General features: G+C 64.7%; 15 protein-coding genes and 1 pseudogene (1 of these 16 only partly in view). 9 read left to right on the plus strand and 7 right to left on the minus strand.

The window, feature by feature from the left end; genetic code table 11:
* Positions 1-66: 66 nt before the first annotated feature.
* The 5 genes from IVB26_RS34490 to IVB26_RS34510 form a co-directional block, all read right to left on the minus strand.
* Positions 67-1,194: an acyl-CoA dehydrogenase family protein gene (locus tag IVB26_RS34490; protein ID WP_247969407.1), complete on the minus strand. Its 1,128-nt coding sequence runs from the start codon at positions 1,192-1,194 to the stop codon at positions 67-69.
* A gap of 162 nt (positions 1,195-1,356) precedes the next feature.
* Positions 1,357-3,228: an AMP-binding protein gene (locus IVB26_RS34495; protein ID WP_247969408.1), complete on the minus strand. Its 1,872-nt coding sequence runs from the start codon at positions 3,226-3,228 to the stop codon at positions 1,357-1,359.
* Between the two features lie 43 nt (positions 3,229-3,271).
* Positions 3,272-4,078, minus strand: a complete 807-nt coding sequence (locus IVB26_RS34500) for an enoyl-CoA hydratase/isomerase family protein (RefSeq protein WP_247969409.1) — start codon at positions 4,076-4,078, stop codon at positions 3,272-3,274.
* Between the two features lie 183 nt (positions 4,079-4,261).
* Positions 4,262-5,020, minus strand: a complete 759-nt coding sequence (locus IVB26_RS34505) for an SDR family NAD(P)-dependent oxidoreductase (protein WP_247969410.1) — start codon at positions 5,018-5,020, stop codon at positions 4,262-4,264.
* Positions 5,021-5,074: 54 nt separating this feature from the next.
* Complete coding sequence (locus IVB26_RS34510; protein ID WP_247969411.1) at positions 5,075-5,653, minus strand: TetR family transcriptional regulator; 579 nt, start codon at positions 5,651-5,653, stop codon at positions 5,075-5,077.
* A gap of 233 nt (positions 5,654-5,886) precedes the next feature.
* Here IVB26_RS34510 and IVB26_RS34515 point away from each other — a divergent pair, with 233 nt between their 5' ends.
* The gene (locus IVB26_RS34515) at positions 5,887-7,059 is read left to right on the plus strand and encodes an acetyl-CoA C-acetyltransferase (RefSeq protein ID WP_247969412.1); all 1,173 of its coding nucleotides are present in this window, start codon (positions 5,887-5,889) and stop codon (positions 7,057-7,059) included.
* Positions 7,060-7,172: 113 nt separating this feature from the next.
* Positions 7,173-8,716 (plus strand): annotated as a pseudogene (locus IVB26_RS34520) (acyl-CoA synthetase).
* A 132-nt stretch (positions 8,717-8,848) separates the two neighbouring features.
* On the opposite strand, the gene IVB26_RS34525 reads toward IVB26_RS34520, so the two are convergent.
* The gene (locus IVB26_RS34525) at positions 8,849-9,391 is read right to left on the minus strand and encodes a methylated-DNA--[protein]-cysteine S-methyltransferase (RefSeq protein ID WP_247969413.1); all 543 of its coding nucleotides are present in this window, start codon (positions 9,389-9,391) and stop codon (positions 8,849-8,851) included.
* A 137-nt stretch (positions 9,392-9,528) separates the two neighbouring features.
* Between IVB26_RS34525 and IVB26_RS34530 the strand changes: the two genes are divergently transcribed.
* Both IVB26_RS34530 and IVB26_RS34535 read left to right on the plus strand, forming a co-directional pair.
* On the plus strand, positions 9,529-10,347 hold the full coding sequence (locus IVB26_RS34530) for an alpha/beta fold hydrolase (RefSeq protein WP_247969414.1): 819 nt from the start codon (positions 9,529-9,531) through the stop codon (positions 10,345-10,347).
* 2 nt (positions 10,348-10,349) lie between these two features.
* Positions 10,350-11,159, plus strand: a complete 810-nt coding sequence (locus IVB26_RS34535) for an alpha/beta fold hydrolase (protein WP_247969415.1) — start codon at positions 10,350-10,352, stop codon at positions 11,157-11,159.
* Positions 11,160-11,325: 166 nt separating this feature from the next.
* Here IVB26_RS34535 and IVB26_RS34540 read toward each other — a convergent pair whose 3' ends face one another.
* Positions 11,326-11,781 (minus strand): carboxymuconolactone decarboxylase family protein, encoded by a 456-nt coding sequence (locus IVB26_RS34540; protein ID WP_247969416.1) that lies wholly within the window; start codon positions 11,779-11,781, stop codon positions 11,326-11,328.
* Positions 11,782-11,879: 98 nt separating this feature from the next.
* Here IVB26_RS34540 and IVB26_RS34545 point away from each other — a divergent pair, with 98 nt between their 5' ends.
* From IVB26_RS34545 to IVB26_RS34565, 5 genes are all read left to right on the plus strand, one after another.
* The gene (locus IVB26_RS34545; protein ID WP_247969417.1) at positions 11,880-12,749 is read left to right on the plus strand and encodes a sigma-70 family RNA polymerase sigma factor; all 870 of its coding nucleotides are present in this window, start codon (positions 11,880-11,882) and stop codon (positions 12,747-12,749) included.
* 186 nt (positions 12,750-12,935) lie between these two features.
* Positions 12,936-13,613 (plus strand): GntR family transcriptional regulator, encoded by a 678-nt coding sequence (locus IVB26_RS34550; protein WP_247969418.1) that lies wholly within the window; start codon positions 12,936-12,938, stop codon positions 13,611-13,613.
* A gap of 142 nt (positions 13,614-13,755) precedes the next feature.
* A complete protein-coding gene (locus tag IVB26_RS34555; protein WP_247969419.1) occupies positions 13,756-14,556 on the plus strand; it encodes a phytanoyl-CoA dioxygenase family protein in 801 nt (266 codons plus the stop codon).
* 162 nt (positions 14,557-14,718) lie between these two features.
* The gene (locus IVB26_RS34560) at positions 14,719-16,032 is read left to right on the plus strand and encodes an NAD(P)H-dependent oxidoreductase (RefSeq protein WP_247969420.1); all 1,314 of its coding nucleotides are present in this window, start codon (positions 14,719-14,721) and stop codon (positions 16,030-16,032) included.
* A 180-nt stretch (positions 16,033-16,212) separates the two neighbouring features.
* Positions 16,213-16,743, plus strand: the 5' portion of a protein-coding gene (locus tag IVB26_RS34565; RefSeq protein ID WP_247969421.1) for a TRAP transporter substrate-binding protein. The gene runs 558 nt beyond the window's last position; only the first 531 of its 1,089 coding nucleotides appear in the window; its start codon is at positions 16,213-16,215; its stop codon lies off the right edge, out of view.

The following is a 16,743-nucleotide window of genomic DNA, read 5'->3' on the forward strand; positions in this document are numbered from 1 at the left end:
CCCATCGTTCTAATCTTCGTGTGGTGATGGGTTTCGCTACGCTCTACCCATCCTACGCACTTGACGTCACGCCGCGTTCTTCTTGCGCATGCGGTCGATCAGCTGATCTTCCCAATAGGACAGGCTGCCGAGGCCAAGCGCCATGGCATTGGCGCGGCGGTAGTACATGTGGCAGTCGAACTCCCAGGTGAAACCCATGCCGCCGTGAACCTGGATGTTGTTCTTGGCGCAATGCTGGAACGCCTGCGTCGCGCTGATCCGCGCGGCGGCCGCGGCTTCGGGCAGTTCGGCCGCATTGGTCGAGAGTGCCCAGGCACCGTAATAACTGTTGGAGCGCGCCAGCGTCGCCGAGACATACATGTCGGCGAGCATGTGCTTGACCGCCTGGAACGAGCCGATCTGGCGGCCGAAGGCGATGCGATCGAGCGCGTAGTCGCGGCCCATCTCCAGCGCGCGGTCGGAGCCGCCGACCTGTTCGAACGCGCACAGCACCGCGGCGCGGTCGAGCACCTGGGTCAAGATGCTCCAACCATCGCCGGCCGCACCGAGAGGCTCGGCCTTGGCGTCCTTGAACGTGATCTCGGCCTGCCCGCGGGTCGGATCGAGATTGGTCAGACTCTTGACCTCGATGCCGCCGGCTTTGAGGTCGACCAGGAACAGCGAGATGTCGCTGTCGCGGCCGCTCGAACCGTTGCGTGCGGCGACCACCGCGAAATCCGCGATGGCGCCGTCGGCAACCGGCTTCTTGACGCCGTTGAGCACGCCGTTCGCAGCAGTGAGCTTGACGTTCTTCGGCGACGGATTGCCCTTGCCCTCGAACAGCGCCAGCGTACCGATTGCATCGCCCGAGGCGATCGCCGGCAGCCATTTCTTCTTCTGCGCGTCGCTGCCCGCGATCAGTAACGCTTCGGCGGCAAGATAAACGGTCGAGGAGAACGGCACCGGCGCATTGGCGCGGCCCATTTCTTCTGAAATCACACAGAGCTCGAGATGACCGGCACCCGCGCCCCCGAACTCTTCAGGGATCGCGACGCCGAGAAAACCCATCTCCGCAAGGCCTTTCCAGAGCTCCTTGTCGTAAGGCGCCTTGCCGTCAAGCACGACGCGCACCGCCTTGGGCGAGCATTTTTCGGCGAGGAACTTGCGCGCCTGATCGCGGAGCTGTTTCTGATCGTCGGAGAAATCAAAGTTCATGGCGGGCTACCTTCGTTTATTCGTCGTATTCATTCAGACCGTCATTCCGGGGCGCGCGTAGCGCGAGCCCGGAATCCATCTCACCGCGCATTTTACGGCCCGATGGATTCCGGGCCTGGCCCTTTGGGCCATCCCGGAATGACGAGTGGAGAGAGCTGCGTGTCATCTCAGCACGATCACATCCTGATCCGGCTGATCCGCATAGAGCCGCTCCACCAGCGCGGCGCGGCGCTCGAGGCCGGCGCGCTGGTTGATGTAGCCCTTGTCGGTGAGCTCGTTGCCGTCGATCGAAGGCGGCTCGACCATCAGCATCGCGCGCGCGATGATGCGGCTGCTGGCGCCCTCGCATTCCCTGTTGTGCGCTTCCAGCCCGCGCCTGAAACAGGCGAGCACCTCGGGATGCTTCACCGCATCCGCAAAGCTCAGATCGGGATTGCCGACCAGCTGCCGGCAGGCGTGCAAGTTCGGCCAGGCCAGCAGACCGATGAACGGGCGGTCCTGCCCCGCGACCAGCGCGTCGTGCACCACGGGCGTCGCCGCAGCGATCGCGTCGGTCCGGAGCGAGCCGACATGCACGAAGGTGCCGGTGGTGAGCTTGAAGTCTTCCACCACGCGACCGGCGAAGATGATGCCCTGCACCGGATCGGCATCATCGACGAAGATGCCGGCATCGCCGATACAGTAAAAGCCTTCCTCGTCGAACATCTTCTTCGTCAAATCAGGCTGGCCGAAATAGCCCGGCGTGACGTTGACGCCGCGCAGGCGCAGCTCGTACTTCGAGCCGCACGGCACCATCTTCAACTCGACGCCGGGGAACGGCAGGCCGATCAGGCCGACGCGCTCGGTATCCCAATAGGTGCCGGTCGAGGTCGGCGCGGTCTCGGTCGAGCCCCAGCCGGTGTAGAATACGATGCGCTCGCCGGTGGTCTTCACCGCGAGGGCCTGCATGCGGTCGTAGAGATCGTCCGGCAGCCGCGCACCGCCATAGGCCATGATCGAGAGATTCCTGAAGAACGAGCGGCAGAGCGCATCGTCCTTCTCCATGGCGGCTGCGAGCGCGGCATATCCGGCCGGCACGTTGGCGTAATAGGTCGGCGAGATCTCGCGCAGGTTTCGCAACGTCTCCTCGAACTGGCCCGGCATCGGCCGGCCATCGTCAATGTAGAGCGTGCCGCCATCGACCAGGATCGGGTGGAACGCCGCATTGCCGCCCATGGTGTGATTCCACGGCATCCAATCCAGCATGGTCGCGACAGGACCGTCGGGCGAGCGCGGCCGCACCTGCATCATCATCGCGGCATTGGCGCACATCATCTGCTGCGTGTTGATGACGGCCTTGGGCATGCCGGTCGAGCCTGATGTGAAGAGCAGCTTGCCGACGGTCTGCGGCGTGATCCGTGCGATCGATGCTTCGACGTCGGCGGTGACAGGCGTTGCCGCAAGCTCGGCAAAGCTGACGCTCTTGATGCCGTCGCAGGGCCGCGCGACGTGAACGACGGTGACGCCGGCGAGATCGAGCGCCTTCAGGGCCTTCTCGAAGGTCGGGCCGTCCTGCACCATCACCACGGCCGGCTTGATCAGGTTGAACAGGTACTTCAGCTTGACGTGATCGTGGCTCATCAGGGAATAGGCCGGCGACACCGGCGCCGCGGGCGAACGCGCCTGCATCGCAGCCTGCGTCATCAGCGCATGCTCGATCGAATTTCCGGAGAGGATCGCAACGGGGCGACCATCGAGTCCGAGATTGAGCAGGCCTTGAGTCAGCGCATCACCGGTGCGCTTGGCTTCGCCATAGGAGACCTTGCGCCATTCGCGGCTTGCGCCGCCGCGCTGCGCCAGCCAGATGCGATCGGGCGCTTCCCTCGCCCACTTCGCCAGCGAAGCTGGAATGTGTTTCTCGTAAGTCTGCAGCGGAATGCGCGACTTCAGCACCACCGTGCCGTCGGCGCGCCGTTCGACGTCGATGTCGCGCGCGAGCCACTCGATCTTGCGAAAGGCGGGCTTCGTCATCACGGCCGCCGCGCTTCCACTCATTTTGCGTCTCCCGGAATTATCGTCCTTTGCGGACCGTTCTCGTTCAGCGCTTGATATAGACAGGCTTTCGCTTCTCAAGGAAGGCCCTGATGCCTTCCGAAAATTCCTCCGAGCGGCTGCACAGGACCTGGTTGCGATCCTCCATTGCGATCGCAGCTTCCAGCGAGCCAGCATCGACGCTGATGTTGAGGCATTCCTTGGATAGACGCAGGCCCACGGGCGAAGCCGTGATCATCGCCTCGATATACGGCTCGGCCGCCTCAGCGAGTTGATCCTCGTCAACGACTTCAGAGACCAGCCCGACCGCCAGCGCGCGCTCGGCGCCGATGAAGCGTCCAGTGAGGATCAGTTCCGATGCCACGGATACGCCGACGAGGCGCGGCAGAAAGTAGCTGGTGCCGATGTCGCAGCCGCCGAGGCCGAGCTTGATGAAGGCGCAGTTCATCCGAGCCGACTTCGTCGCGATACGGATGTCGGAGGCAAGCGCCAGCGCAAAGCCGCCGCCGGCTGCCGCGCCCTGCACCAGCGCGAGGATCGGCTGCGGGCAGCGGCGCATCAGCATCACGATGTCGGCAATGCGCCGCTGCGAGTCGAGCGACTCCGTGACGCCGGGCGGCTCCTGCTGCCCGGCACGGCGGGCCATGGCCGCCTTTAGATCGAGACCGGCGCAAAAGTTCTTGCCGGCCCCCCTCAGCACGACGACGCGCGTGTCGCGATTGCGCTGCAGGCTCTGGAAATAGACGTTGAGCGCGTCGATCAGCGCGGGATCGAGGGCGTTGAGGCTATCCGGGCGATTGAGCGTCACCCGGTCGACACCGTCGTCATGCTCGATCAGCAGCGGTTGGGACATGGGAGCCTCGCACTTGGCGCGCGTGAGATGGCTATTATTGCGCCCTCTCCCCTTGTGGGAGAGGGCATGCACGCTGTGAGCCCAGAGTTCGCTTGGGTGAGGGGTCTGTCTCCGCGGAGAGAAACCCCTCATCCGCCTTGCCTTCGGCAAGGCACCTTCTCCCACAAAGGGAGAAGGAAGAAGCTACCGCGGAGCCATGCGGATGGCGCCGTCGAGGCGGATGGTCTCGCCGTTGAGCATCGCGTTCTCGACGATGTGCACGGCGAGCGAACCGTATTCGCTCGCATCTCCGAGGCGCGAGGGATGCGGCACCTGGGCACCGAGGCTCTTGCGCGCCTCTTCGTTCAGACCCATCAAGAGCGGCGTGAAGAACAGGCCGGGCGCGATGGTGTTGACGCGGATCTTCTGGCTGGCGAGATCGCGCGCGGCCGGCAGGGTCAGGCCGACGACACCGCCCTTCGAGGCAGAGTAGGCGATCTGGCCGATCTGGCCTTCGTAAGCCGCGACCGACGCCGTGTTGATGATGACGCCGCGCTCTTCGCCGACGGGCTCGATCGTGACGAGGCGCTCGGCGAACAGGCGCAGGCAGTTGAAGGTGCCGATCAAATTGACGTTGATGACGCGCGCGAACTTTTCGAGCGGATAGACGCCGTCGCGGCCGACGATGCGCTGCGAGCCGCCGATGCCGGCGCAGTTCATCAGCACGCGCGCAACGCCATGCGCGGCTTCCGCCTTGGCGATTGCCGCCTTAATCTGCTCTTCGCTGGTGACATCGGCGTGAAGCGCAACGCCCTTCACTTCGGCGGCGACCTTCTCGGCATTGTCCTTGTTCTGGTCGATCACGCCGATCTTGGCGCCCTTGGCCGCCATGGCGCGAGCGGTCGCCTCACCCAGACCCGAACCACCGCCGGTGATGAGAACGGCTACGTCTTTCAACTGCATCGCTTGTACCTTTCCTTGGGCGTTTCTTCTCTAGACTTGAGAGGTTCAGCCGGATCATCCGGCAGCGACAGCTTCCTCGGCTTGCGTGAGGATGCCGCCGCAGATCAGCGTTTCCATGTGCTTGATGTATTGCCGGCAGACGTCGTCGGTGACCGGGCCGACGCCGGTCGCGCGAGACATCGCGTGCCGGCCGAAGAACAGGTGATCGCAGGCGCCGATCAGGCTGGTGTAGAACAGCACCGGATCGGTCTGCCGGAACTCCCCGCGGCTGACACCGTCGGCGAGCAGGCGGCGGTGGAAATCGAGCAGAGGCGCCACGAAGAATTTTGAGACTTCATCGGCCGACCCAGCGCTGGTTTCATGCAGCAGATAGTGGATCAGCCGGTTCATGTACGGGAACCGGTGATAGGCCCGGATGATGCCGCCGATATGCAGCTTCAGCTTCGCCGTGGCCGTGATCGGCTGCGCCAGCAGATATTCGGGATTGGACATCTCGGTGGCGGCATCCCGCGCGAGCAGCGCCAACAGCAGGCCGTCCTTGTTGCCGAAATGATATTTGACCAGCGCGGCATTGGCGCCGGACTTCTGGGCGATGTCGGAGAGCGAGATCTCGATCGAAGAGCGTTCGATCATCAGCTCGCTCGCGGCCACGAGCAATTTCTCCGCGGTGGAATTCTTCCCGCTGGGGAGCCTGTTCGGTACGCTGGTAGCCACGGAAGATCCCTGTTCGCCGCTCGAAGCGGGGCGCAGATAAGCCCAAGCAGCGGCTCATCACAAGAGTTAATTGATCGATTGACTAAACGATCGCCCGTCCCTTAAATCCGTCCCCGACAACCCACCCAATTAAGAATTCAGGGAGAGACCGAATGGCCGAGGCTTACATCGTCGCCGCCGCGCGCACCGCCGGCGGGCGCAAGGGGGGCCGCCTCGCCGGCTGGCATCCGGCCGATCTCGCCGCCAAGGTGCTGGACGAGCTGGTCGATCGCACCAAGGTCGATCCTGCCCTGGTCGAGGACGTGATCATGGGCTGCGTGATGCAGGTCGGCGAACAATCCAATAACGTCGCGCGCAACGCGATCATGGCGTCGAAATTGCCGGAGAGCGTGCCGGGCACCTCAATCGACCGCCAGTGCGGCTCCTCGCAGCAGGCGCTGCACTTCGCGGCCCAAGCCGTGATGTCGGGCACCATGGACGTCGTGATCGCCGCCGGCGTGGAATCGATGACGCGCGTGCCGATGGGCCTGTCGTCGCAGCTTCCGGCCAAGAACGGCTTTGGCAATTACAAGAGCCCGGGCATCGAGGCGAAGTATCCCAACATCGTGTTCAGCCAGTTCACCGGCGCGGAGATGATGGCGGAGCGATACGGCCTCTCCAAGGATGAGCTCGACCAATATTCCTACAACAGCCATCAGCGCGCGATCGCGGCGACGCAAGCCGGCCACTTCAAGAAGGAGATCGTGCCGCTCGAGATCACCCGCGCCGACGGCTCCAAGGATACCCACCACATCGACGAAGGCATTCGCTTCGATGCCACACTCGAAGGTATCAAGGGCGTCAAGCTGATCGCCGAGAACGGCAAGCTCTCCGCCGCCAGCGCCAGCCAGATCTGCGACGGCGCCTCCGGCGTCATGGTGGTGAACGAGCGCGGCCTCAAGCAGCTCGGCGTCAAGCCGCTGGCGCGCATCCATCACATGACCATGACGGGCGGCGATCCCGTCATCATGCTGGATGCGCCGCTGCATGCGACCAAGCGCGCGCTGGAGAAGGCCGGCATGAAGATCGGCGACATCGACCTGTTCGAGGTCAACGAGGCCTTCGCCTCGGTGCCGACCGCATGGCTGAAGACCACCGGCGCCGATCCGGAGCGTCTCAACGTCAACGGCGGCGCGATCGCGCTCGGCCACCCGCTCGGCGGCTCCGGCACCAAGCTGATGACCACGCTGGTCCACGCCCTGCACCAGCGCGGCAAGCGCTATGGCCTGCAGACCATGTGCGAAGGCGGCGGCATGGCGAATGTGACGATCGTGGAGCGGCTGTAGGAAGACAAAAGCGAGTCGTGAGTGGCGAGTAGCGAATGGTCAGTAGGCGAAGAGCGGCTCTGTTCTTCCCTACTCGCAATTCGCTATTCGCCATTCGCGCTTGAGGAAACGCCATGACCCACCCCTCCATCCACGCCCGCCACACGCCGAACAAGATCGCCTATCAGATGGCCGGGACCGGCAAGGCGATCACCTATCGCGAGCTCGACGAGCTTTCGAACCAGGGCGCACATCTGTTTCGCTCGCTCGGGCTGACGGCCGGCGACCACATCGCGCTGTTGATGGAAAACCGTCTCGCCTTCATGGAGCTGTGCTGGGCCGCACAGCGCAGCGGGCTCTATTACACCGCGATCAGCCGCTATCTAAAGCAGGACGAGATCGACTACATCATCGCCGATTGCGGCGCCAAGGTCGTGATCACCACGCCGAAATGCGCCGACCAGATCAAGGGCCTGATCAAGGGCGCCGCAGGCGAGCCGATCTTCTACATGATGGACGAGCCGCTGCCCGGCTTCCGCTCCTACGACAAAGAAGCCGCCGCGCAGCCGACGACACCGATCGCCGACGAGGTCGCCGGCTACGACATGCTGTATTCGTCCGGCACCACCGGCCGGCCCAAGGGCGTCAAGAAGGCGTTCGAGGGCAAGGCGATCGACGAGCCGAATCCGCTTCACGCGTGCTCTGCGCCGACATGTGTGGCATGAGCGCCGAGAGCACCTATCTGTCGCCGGCGCCGCTCTATCACGCCGCCCCTTTGCGCTTCAACATGATGGCGATCGTGCTCGGCGGCACCTCGATCATCATGGAGCACTTCGACGCCGAAGATTTCCTGAAGCTGGTCGAGAAATACAAGGTGACGCAGTCGCAGCTCGTGCCGACCATGTTCGTGCGCATGTTGAAGCTGCCGGACGAGGTCCGCACCAAATACAACGTCTCCACGCTTAAGGGCGCCATCCACGCCGCCGCTCCGTGCCCGGTCGACGTCAAAGCCAAAATGATCGATTGGTGGGGTCCGATCCTGATCGAATATTACGCGGGCTCGGAAGGCAACGGCGTCACTGTTTGCAGTTCGCCGCAATGGCTGGAGCATCGCGGCAGCGTCGGCCGCGCCGTGGTCGGCAAGATCAAGATCCTGGACGAGAACGACGAGGAGCAGCCGCTCGGCGAGATCGGCACGGTCTATTTCGCCGACGCGCCCGCCTTCACCTATCACAACGATCCCGAGAAGACGAAGAAGGCCTACAACGCCAAGGGCTGGTCGACGCTCGGCGACGTCGGCTATCTCGACAAGGATGGTTTCCTCTATCTCACCGACCGCAAGTCCTACATGATCATCTCCGGCGGCGTGAACATCTACCCGCAGGAGACCGAGGACGTGCTGATCACCCACCCTGAGGTCGCCGATGTCGCCGTGTTCGGCGTGCCGAACGAGGAGATGGGCGAAGAGGTCAAGGCGGTGGTGCAGCCGCACGACATGAGCCGCGCCGGCAAGGCCTTTGAGGCCGATTTGATCGCCTACTGCAAGGGCCGCCTCTCCGCGATCAAGTGCCCCCGCTCGATCGATTTCGAGCCCGAGCTACCACGCACGCCGACGGGGAAGCTCGTGAAGCGGCATCTGCGTGACAAATATTGGCCGAAGACGACCGCGAAGATCTAAGACGGGGATCCGTAGGGTGGGCAAAGGCGCGAAGCGCCGTGCCCACGACCTGTCCATGTTACGATCGTTTGGTGGGCACGCTCCGCTTTGCCCACCCTACGACACTGCGTCCGGGGCACGATCAATGCCCCCTCAATCGAACAAACTCGGCGTGTGGTTCACCAGCGCGCCTTCGATCTCGAGCATCTTCAGCTTCGTCACCACGCCGCCATTGGCCGAGAAACCGCCGGGCTTGTTGCCGGCGGCGAGCACACGATGGCAGGGCACGACGATCGGGCACGGGTTGCGGCCGAGCGCCTGACCGACGTCGCGCGACAGCTGGACGCCGCCGAGCTGCTTGGCGATGTCGCCATAGGTGACGGTCCTGCCCGGCGGGATCGCGCGGGCGATCTCGTAGACGCCGCGGTTGAAGTCGGGCACCCCGTCCAGATCGAGCGGGATGTCGGTGAGGTCGTCAGGCTCGCCCGCGAGCAGCTTGACGATGCGATCGATCGCCTGCTGGACTTCGGCGGTCGGCTCGGCTTCGGTCGCCTCGGCATGGCGCTGGCTGATGCGGGTGCGGATCTTCTCTTCGCCGCCCATCGGCAATTGCGTGCCGTTGATGCCGCGCGGGCCCCAGGCGATGGCGCAGAGGCCGATCCTGGTGTCGAACAGGGCAAAATGCTGGTCGGTCATGGTCTGGTTCCTGGCTTGCGTTCCTTGTCGCATGCTCCCCATTTCATCTCCCGCCAAATCTAGGCTTGGAAATAGTTGCGATCCACCCGGTTTCCGGGAATCTTGCACAGGAGTTCCGCCCGCCTCGTGAGTCCAGAATGCAAAGCCTCCACGTCAACGGTTACGACATGTCCCATCTCGACGTGGGCGAAGACAGGGGTCGACCGCCGCTGGTCTGCGTACACGGCTCGCTCAACGACTTCCGTGTCTGGGGGTGCGTGCTCGGGCCGCTGACGCAGCGGCACCGGGTGATCGCCGTCAGCCTGCGGCACTTCTTCCCGGACCGCTGGGACGGCCTCGGCGACACCTATTCGATCGCCCAGCATGTCGCGGACGTCATCGCCTTCATCGAGAAACTGGACCTCGGTCCCGTCGACCTGATGGGCCATTCCCGCGGCGGGCATATCTGCTTCCGCGTTGCGCAAGCCCGCCCCGATTTGTTGCGGCGGCTGATCCTGGCCGAGCCCGGCGGCGAGCTCGATGCGAGCCTCGATCCGGATTACGTCGGCGGCCCCTCGCCGCTGCTGGCGCGTTTCACGGCGTCCGCCGAGAAGATCGCGGCCGGCGATGTCGACGGCGGCCTCGCCGTGTTCGTCGATACGCTGGAGGGCGCCGGCACCTGGCCGCGGCTGCCGGCGATGGTGAAGCAGAATCTGCGCGACAATGCCATGACGCTGATCGGCCAGGTTCGCGACAATCGCCCGCCGTTCTCGAAGGCGGATGCGGAGTTCATCAAAATGCCGACGCTGTTCATCCTGGGCGCGCGAACCAAGGGGCTCTTGCCGAAGGTGCTACATGCGCTCGCGGCGCATGTGCCCTATTCCAAGACGGCGGTCATCCCGAACGCGACGCATCCGATGTTCGAGCAGGCGCCGCAAAAATTCTCCGAAGTGGTTTTGGACTTTCTGGCGAGCTGATCATGCAGACATTCCGCGTCAACGGTTACGACATGGCCTATCTCGAAGTCGGCGAGGGCCATCCGCTGGTCTGCGTGCACGGCACGCTCGGGGATTTCCGCACCTGGTATTCGGTGCTCGGCCCGCTGTCGAAGAATCATCGCGTGATCGCGGTCAGTCTGCGGCATTTCTTTCCCGAGCATTGGGACGCCGTCGGCGACGATTACAAGATGGCGCAGCACGTGGCCGATGTGATCGCCTTTCTCGAACAGATCCAGCCCGGCCCAGTCGACCTGATGGGCCATTCACGCGGCGGCCACATCGCTTTCCGCGTGGCGCAGGCGCGTCCGGATCTGCCGCGAAAGCTGGTGCTAGCCGAGCCGGGCGGCGATCTCGACGCATCCCTGCCGGTGCCCGAAGGCACGCCCGCGCATCCGCCGCTGGCTGCGCGCACGACGCGGTCGGTCGAGATGATCCGCGCCGGCGATATCGAGGGCGCGCTGCAAAATTTCTACGAGGGAATCGAAGGCGACGGCTCCTGGCGGCGCGTGCCGGCGGCGGCCAAGCAGCAGCTGCGCGACAACGCGCTGACGTTCCTCGGCCAGATCAACGAGCAGCGCAGACCCTATACGCTCGCGGACGCGCAGGCGATCAGGACGCCGACATTGCTGATCGGCGGCGGCGCCACCACCGGCAGCCTGTCCGTGATGTGGCGCGTGCTGGCCGAGCACATTGCAGGCGCCGAGATGGCCGTGATTCCAAACGCCGGCCATTGGATGTTCGAGCAGTCCCCGCTCGAGTTCAGCGAGGTGGTGAGCAGGTTCCTGGCGTAGTAGGTCTCTTCTTCCCTTCTCCCCTTGTTGTGGGAGAAGGTGGCGCGAAGCGCCGGATGAGGGGTTCTCTCCACATATGAGTTCGCGGAGAAATACCCCTCACCCAAGTGAGTTCGTGTCTCCTCGCGGTGCTGCCCTCTCCCGCAAGGGGAGAGGGCACAACAACTCACACCTTCCACACCCCGACCGGCATCTTGATCGTCGCGTTGAGCCGGTTCCAGACGTTGATCGTCGCGATCGCGACGATCAACGTCGCGAGCTCGCGCTCGTCAAAATGCTTGTCGGCCTCGCTCCAGATTGCGTCGGGCACCGGATCCTCGCGATCGGCGAGACGCGTGACGGCCTCGGTCAGCGCCAGCGCGGCGCGCTCGGCGTCGGTGAAATAGGGCGCATCGCGCCAGGCGGACACGGCGAACAGGCGCTCGTCGGTCTCACCAAGCTTGCGCGCGACCTTGGGATGCATGTCGACGCAGACGCTGCAACCATTGATCTGGCTGGCGCGCAGGTGCACCAGTTCCAGGAGCTTTTCCGGCAGGCCCTGCTTGGTCAGATGGCCGAGGGACTGAAGGACATTCATGGCCTCGGGCAGGACCATGACGGGGTGATTCATGCGGGCGTGCATCTTTTCGGCTCCATCGCTCGAATTTCGAAGGTTCCGGTCACATCGGCCGGATTGGCTTCGTCATGGGCATGACGGATTGCGACGAGGGAATGTGACCGATGACGCAAAAAAACTTTGAGCAGGATTTTCTCAGCCACCAGTTCGAGGCCAGCAGGGACCATCTGCGCGCGGTCGCCTACCGGATGCTGGGTTCCGGCGCCGAGGTCGATGATGCCGTGCAGGAGGCCTGGCTGCGGGTCAGCCGCTACGACATGTCGGATGTCGCAAACCTGCGCGGCTGGCTGACGACCGTGGTCGCGCGCATCTGCCTCGACATGCTGCGCGCACGGAAGTCGCGCAAGGAAGATCCGATGGGCCCCCATGTGCCCGAGCCGGTCGACGAGACCCGGGAGCGCGAGGTTGAGGTGGCTGATTCCGTCGGCGCGGCGCTGCTCGTCGTGCTGGAAACGCTTCAGCCCGCGGAGCGGCTCGCCTTCGTGCTGCACGACATGTTCGCAGTCCCCTTCGAGGAGATCGCTCCGATTGTCGGCCGCTCGGTCGACGCGTCGCGGCAGCTCGCGAGCCGGGCGCGGCGGCGCGTGCAGGGCGCGCCGGTGCCCGAGACGGACCTGTCACGCCAGCGCGGGATCGTCGATGCCTTCCTCAAAGCGTCGCGCGAGGGCAACTTCGAGGGGCTGCTCGCCGTGCTCGATCCCGACGTTGTATTCCGCGCCGACGACGCCGCGGTGCGGCTCGGCTCGCTGCCGGAGATCCGGGGCGCCGATGCGGTGGCGCAGCTCTACAAGGGCCGCGCCCAGGCCGCGCGGACCGCGCTGGTCGATGGCGAAATCGGCGTTGCCGTCATCCTCGGCGGACAGTTGCGCATCGCGCTGCGCGTGACGTTCAGGGGCGATCGTATTGCCGAGATGGAGGCGCTGGCCGATGCGGAACGGATCGCCGCGCTGGAGGTGGAGGTGCTGGAGGGGTGAGGCCTGGACTCGATATCGCGAAAACAACCCCATGCACAGTAGGCGGGCCCAGTGAAATCAATAGCTTACCGGACCGTGATGGGAGGGCATCGCGTCACCCTCCGATACCACTTGACGGCTCCACCTTGAGAAGCGTAGCGTCGAATACGGAATTCCGTATTCCCTCTATCTTTCGGAGCTGCCGGCGTGATCCCTCTCGACCCGCTCCCGAACCTGATCGACCAGGTCTATGCCCGGATCCTGGAGGCGATCTCCGACCGCACGCTGCAGCCCGGCCAGCGCATCCGGCAGAACGAGCTGGCCGACAAGCTCGGCGTATCGCGCCAGCCTGTCTCGCATGCGCTGCATCTGCTGCACCGGCAGGGACTGGTCGCCGAGAGCGGCAAGCGCGGCTTTGAAGTCACCCAGCTCGACCCCTCACGAATCCGCCAGCTCTACGAGGTGCGCGGCGCGATCGATGCGCTGGCCGCCCGGCTCGCGGCGATACGCGCAGGATACGACGCGGCCGGCCGCGCGCGGCTGGAAGCGGCGCTCGCCGCCGGCAGCCGCATCGACCGCACGACGACGCTCGTCGAGCTGATCGTGCTCGATGTCGATTTTCACCGCGCGATCTATCAGCTCGCCGGCAATCCCGTGATCGAGGAGACGATCGCGCCGCAATGGCCGCATATGCGCCGCTCGATGGCGACGGTGCTGTCGGAGCTCGACTATCGCGGCAGCGCCTGGGCTGAACATGCCGACATCGCCAAAGACATACTCGCGGGCGACGCCGAGGCAGCCGAACGCGCGGCGTTGGCGCATGCGCAGACGGCGGGACGGATGACTGAGGAGAGATTGCGGGCGAGCGACGAGGCGGCGGCGTAGCGATACGCGCTGTCATTCCGGGGCGACACGTAGCGTCGAGCCCGGAATCCATCAGGCCTCAGAGACTGCGGATGAGTGGATTCCGGGCTCACGCTTCGCGTGCCCCGGAATGACAACAAAAATCAAAACAGGAGGACGACCCATGAAACTGTCTCAGGAGCAATTGGAGTTCTTCCACCGCGAGGGCTGGCTGTTGCTGCCCGAACTGTTCAGCCAGGAGGAGGTCGATCTGCTGGCGCGCGAGGCCGTCGGCATCTACGACACCAACCGGCCGGAAGTCTGGCGCGAGAAAAGCGGCGCGCCCCGCACGGCTTTTGCCGCGCATCTCTACAACGAGGCATTCGGAATCCTCGGCGCGCATCCGCGCATGATCGACCCGGTCGAGCAATTGTTCGGCGAGCCGGTCTACATGCACCAGTTCAAGATCAACGCGAAATCGGCCTTCACAGGCGATGTCTGGCAATGGCACCAGGATTACGGCACTTGGAAGCGCGACGACGGCATGCCGGAGCCGCGTGCGATGAACATCGCGATCTTCCTCGACGAGGTCATGCCGATCAACGGCCCCTTGATGCTGGTGCCGCGCAGCCAGAATGCCGGCGATCTCGAAGCCTCGCACGACCTCGCCACCACCTCCTATCCGCTTTGGACGCTGGACGAGGCCACCGTGACGCGGCTGGTCGAGCAGGGCGGAATCGTCGCACCGACCGGCAAGCCCGGCGGCATGTTGATGTTCCACGGCAATCTGGTGCACGGCTCGAGCGGCAACATCACGCCTTTCCCGCGCAAGATCGTGTACCTGACGCTGAACGCGGTCTCGAACTACATCCGAACTCCGACCCGGCCGGAGTACATCGCCCATCGCGATTTTGCGCCGATCAAGCCGGTGGATGACGATGCGCTCCTGCGCCTCGCCCGTGCGCCGCGACAGGCGGCGGAGTAAACGGTCTGATGCCCCGGACGCAGTGCAGCGCTTCTTCAGCGCTGCGCTGCAGAGCCGGGGCCCATGCCACGCGGAATTCCCTCACACTGGGTCCCGGCTCTGCGGCGCAGCGTTGCACGCCGCGCCTTGTCCGGGACACGATAGTCATACTGGATTTCCCCCATGAACCTCTTCCGCCTCCTCCAGGCCCGCGCTTCGGCCGGCAAGCCCGTTCGTGTCGCGCTGATCGGCGCGGGCAAATTCGGCTCGATGTTTCTGGCGCAGGTGCCGCACACGCCGGGGCTGGAGGTGCCCATCATCATCGATATCGACCGCGAGCGCGCGCGCGAGGCGTGCCGCACCGTCGGTTGGGACGCGGAGCGTATCGCGGCGACCGTCTTCACCGATGACGGCGTGCGCGCCATCGCCGGCGGCGCGATGGACGTGGTGGTGGAGGCGACCGGAAATCCCGCCGTGGGGATCAAGCATGCGCGCGCCGCGATCGCGGCGGGCAAGCATATCGTGATGGTGAATGTCGAAGCCGACGTGCTGGCGGGCCCGCTGCTCGCCGAGGAAGCGCGCAAGGCGGGCGTGGTCTATTCGCTCGCCTATGGCGACCAGCCGGCGCTGACGGCGGAGATGGTCGATTGGGCCCGCGCCACCGGTTTTCGCGTCGTGGCTGCCGGCAAGGGCACGAAATATCTGCCGGCCTATCACGACGTCACGCCCGACGGCGTCTGGCAGCATTACGGCCTGACCGCAGGCGAAGCGCAGTCGGCCGGCATGAATCCGCAGATGTTCAACTCGTTTCTCGACGGCACCAAATCGGCGATCGAGATGGCCGCGATCGCGAACGCCTGCGCGCTCGACGTGCCCGCGGACGGCCTGCTGTTTCCGCCCTGCGGCGTCGACGATCTGCCGCACATCATGCGGCCGCGCTCGCGCGGAGGCGTGCTGGAGCGACCAGGCGTGGTCGAAGTCGTATCCTCGCTGGAGCGCGACGGACGGCCGGTGTTTCGCGACCTGCGCTGGGGCGTCTATGTCGTGCTGGAGGCGCCGAATGACTACGCCGCCGACTGCTTCAGGCAATATGGCCTGAAGACCGATTCCAGCGGGCGCTATGCTGCGATGTACAAGCCCTATCATCTGATCGGGCTCGAGCTGAACATCTCGGTGCTGTCGGCCGCGCTGCGGGGCGAGCCGACCGGCCAGGCCAGCGGCTTCCGCGGCGACGTCGCGGCAGTGGCCAAGCGCAATCTGCGCGCGGGCGAGATGCTGGACGGCGAAGGCGGCTACACGGTGTGGGGCAAGCTGGTACCGGCGGCCGCGAGCCTGAAGGCCGGCGCGCTGCCCATCGGCCTCGCCCACCGCGTGAAACTGAAGCATGACGTCGCACACGGCGCGGTGGTGCGCTGGAGCGATGTCGAGTTCGACGCCGGCAATGAGACGGTGAAGACGCGCAAGGCCATGGAAGCCGCGTTCGCAGCGCAGCATTGATTGGCGCCATCGCAAGCTCAACCAAAGTGCGCTTGATTTGCGATCCCCCTTTGGTCATCCTGCCCCCGATCCGGAAACACAGAATTTCGGACGCCAAAAAACGTCGGCCACCGGCGAAGACAACGCGACGGCAAGATCGCGATCCCTCGTCGAGGACTCGACAATACAGGGAGGGACTACATGGAACGTCGTAAATTCCTGACGGCAGGCGGGCTGGGCCTAGCCGCCAGTGCCGTTGCTGCGCCCGCAATTGCACAATCGATGCCCGAAGTGAAATGGCGGCTCGCGGCGAGCTGGCCGAAATCACTCGATACGCTCTATGGCGGGTGCGAATATTTCTGCAAGCGCGTTGCCGAGATCACCGACAACCGTTTCCAGATCCAGCCCTTTGCTGCCGGAGAAATCGTGCCGGGCCTGCAAGTGCTCGACGCCGTCTCCAACGGCACCGTCGAGATCGGCAACACTGCGCTCTACTATTATTGGGGCAAGAACCCAGCATTCACCTTCGGCACCTCGCTGCCGTTCGGTCTCAACACGCGCCAGCACATTTCGTGGCTGTTGTGGAACGGCGGGCAGGAGATGCTGAACGACCTCCTGAAGGAGCACAATGCCATCGGCGTTCCCACGGGTTCGACCGGTGCCCAGATGGGCGGCTGGTTCCGCAAGGAGATCAAGACCGTCGACGATCTCAAGGGCCTGAAATTCCGGGTT

This window comes from Bradyrhizobium sp. 195 (genome assembly GCF_023101665.1).
Taxonomy (GTDB): Bacteria; Pseudomonadota; Alphaproteobacteria; order Rhizobiales; family Xanthobacteraceae; genus Bradyrhizobium.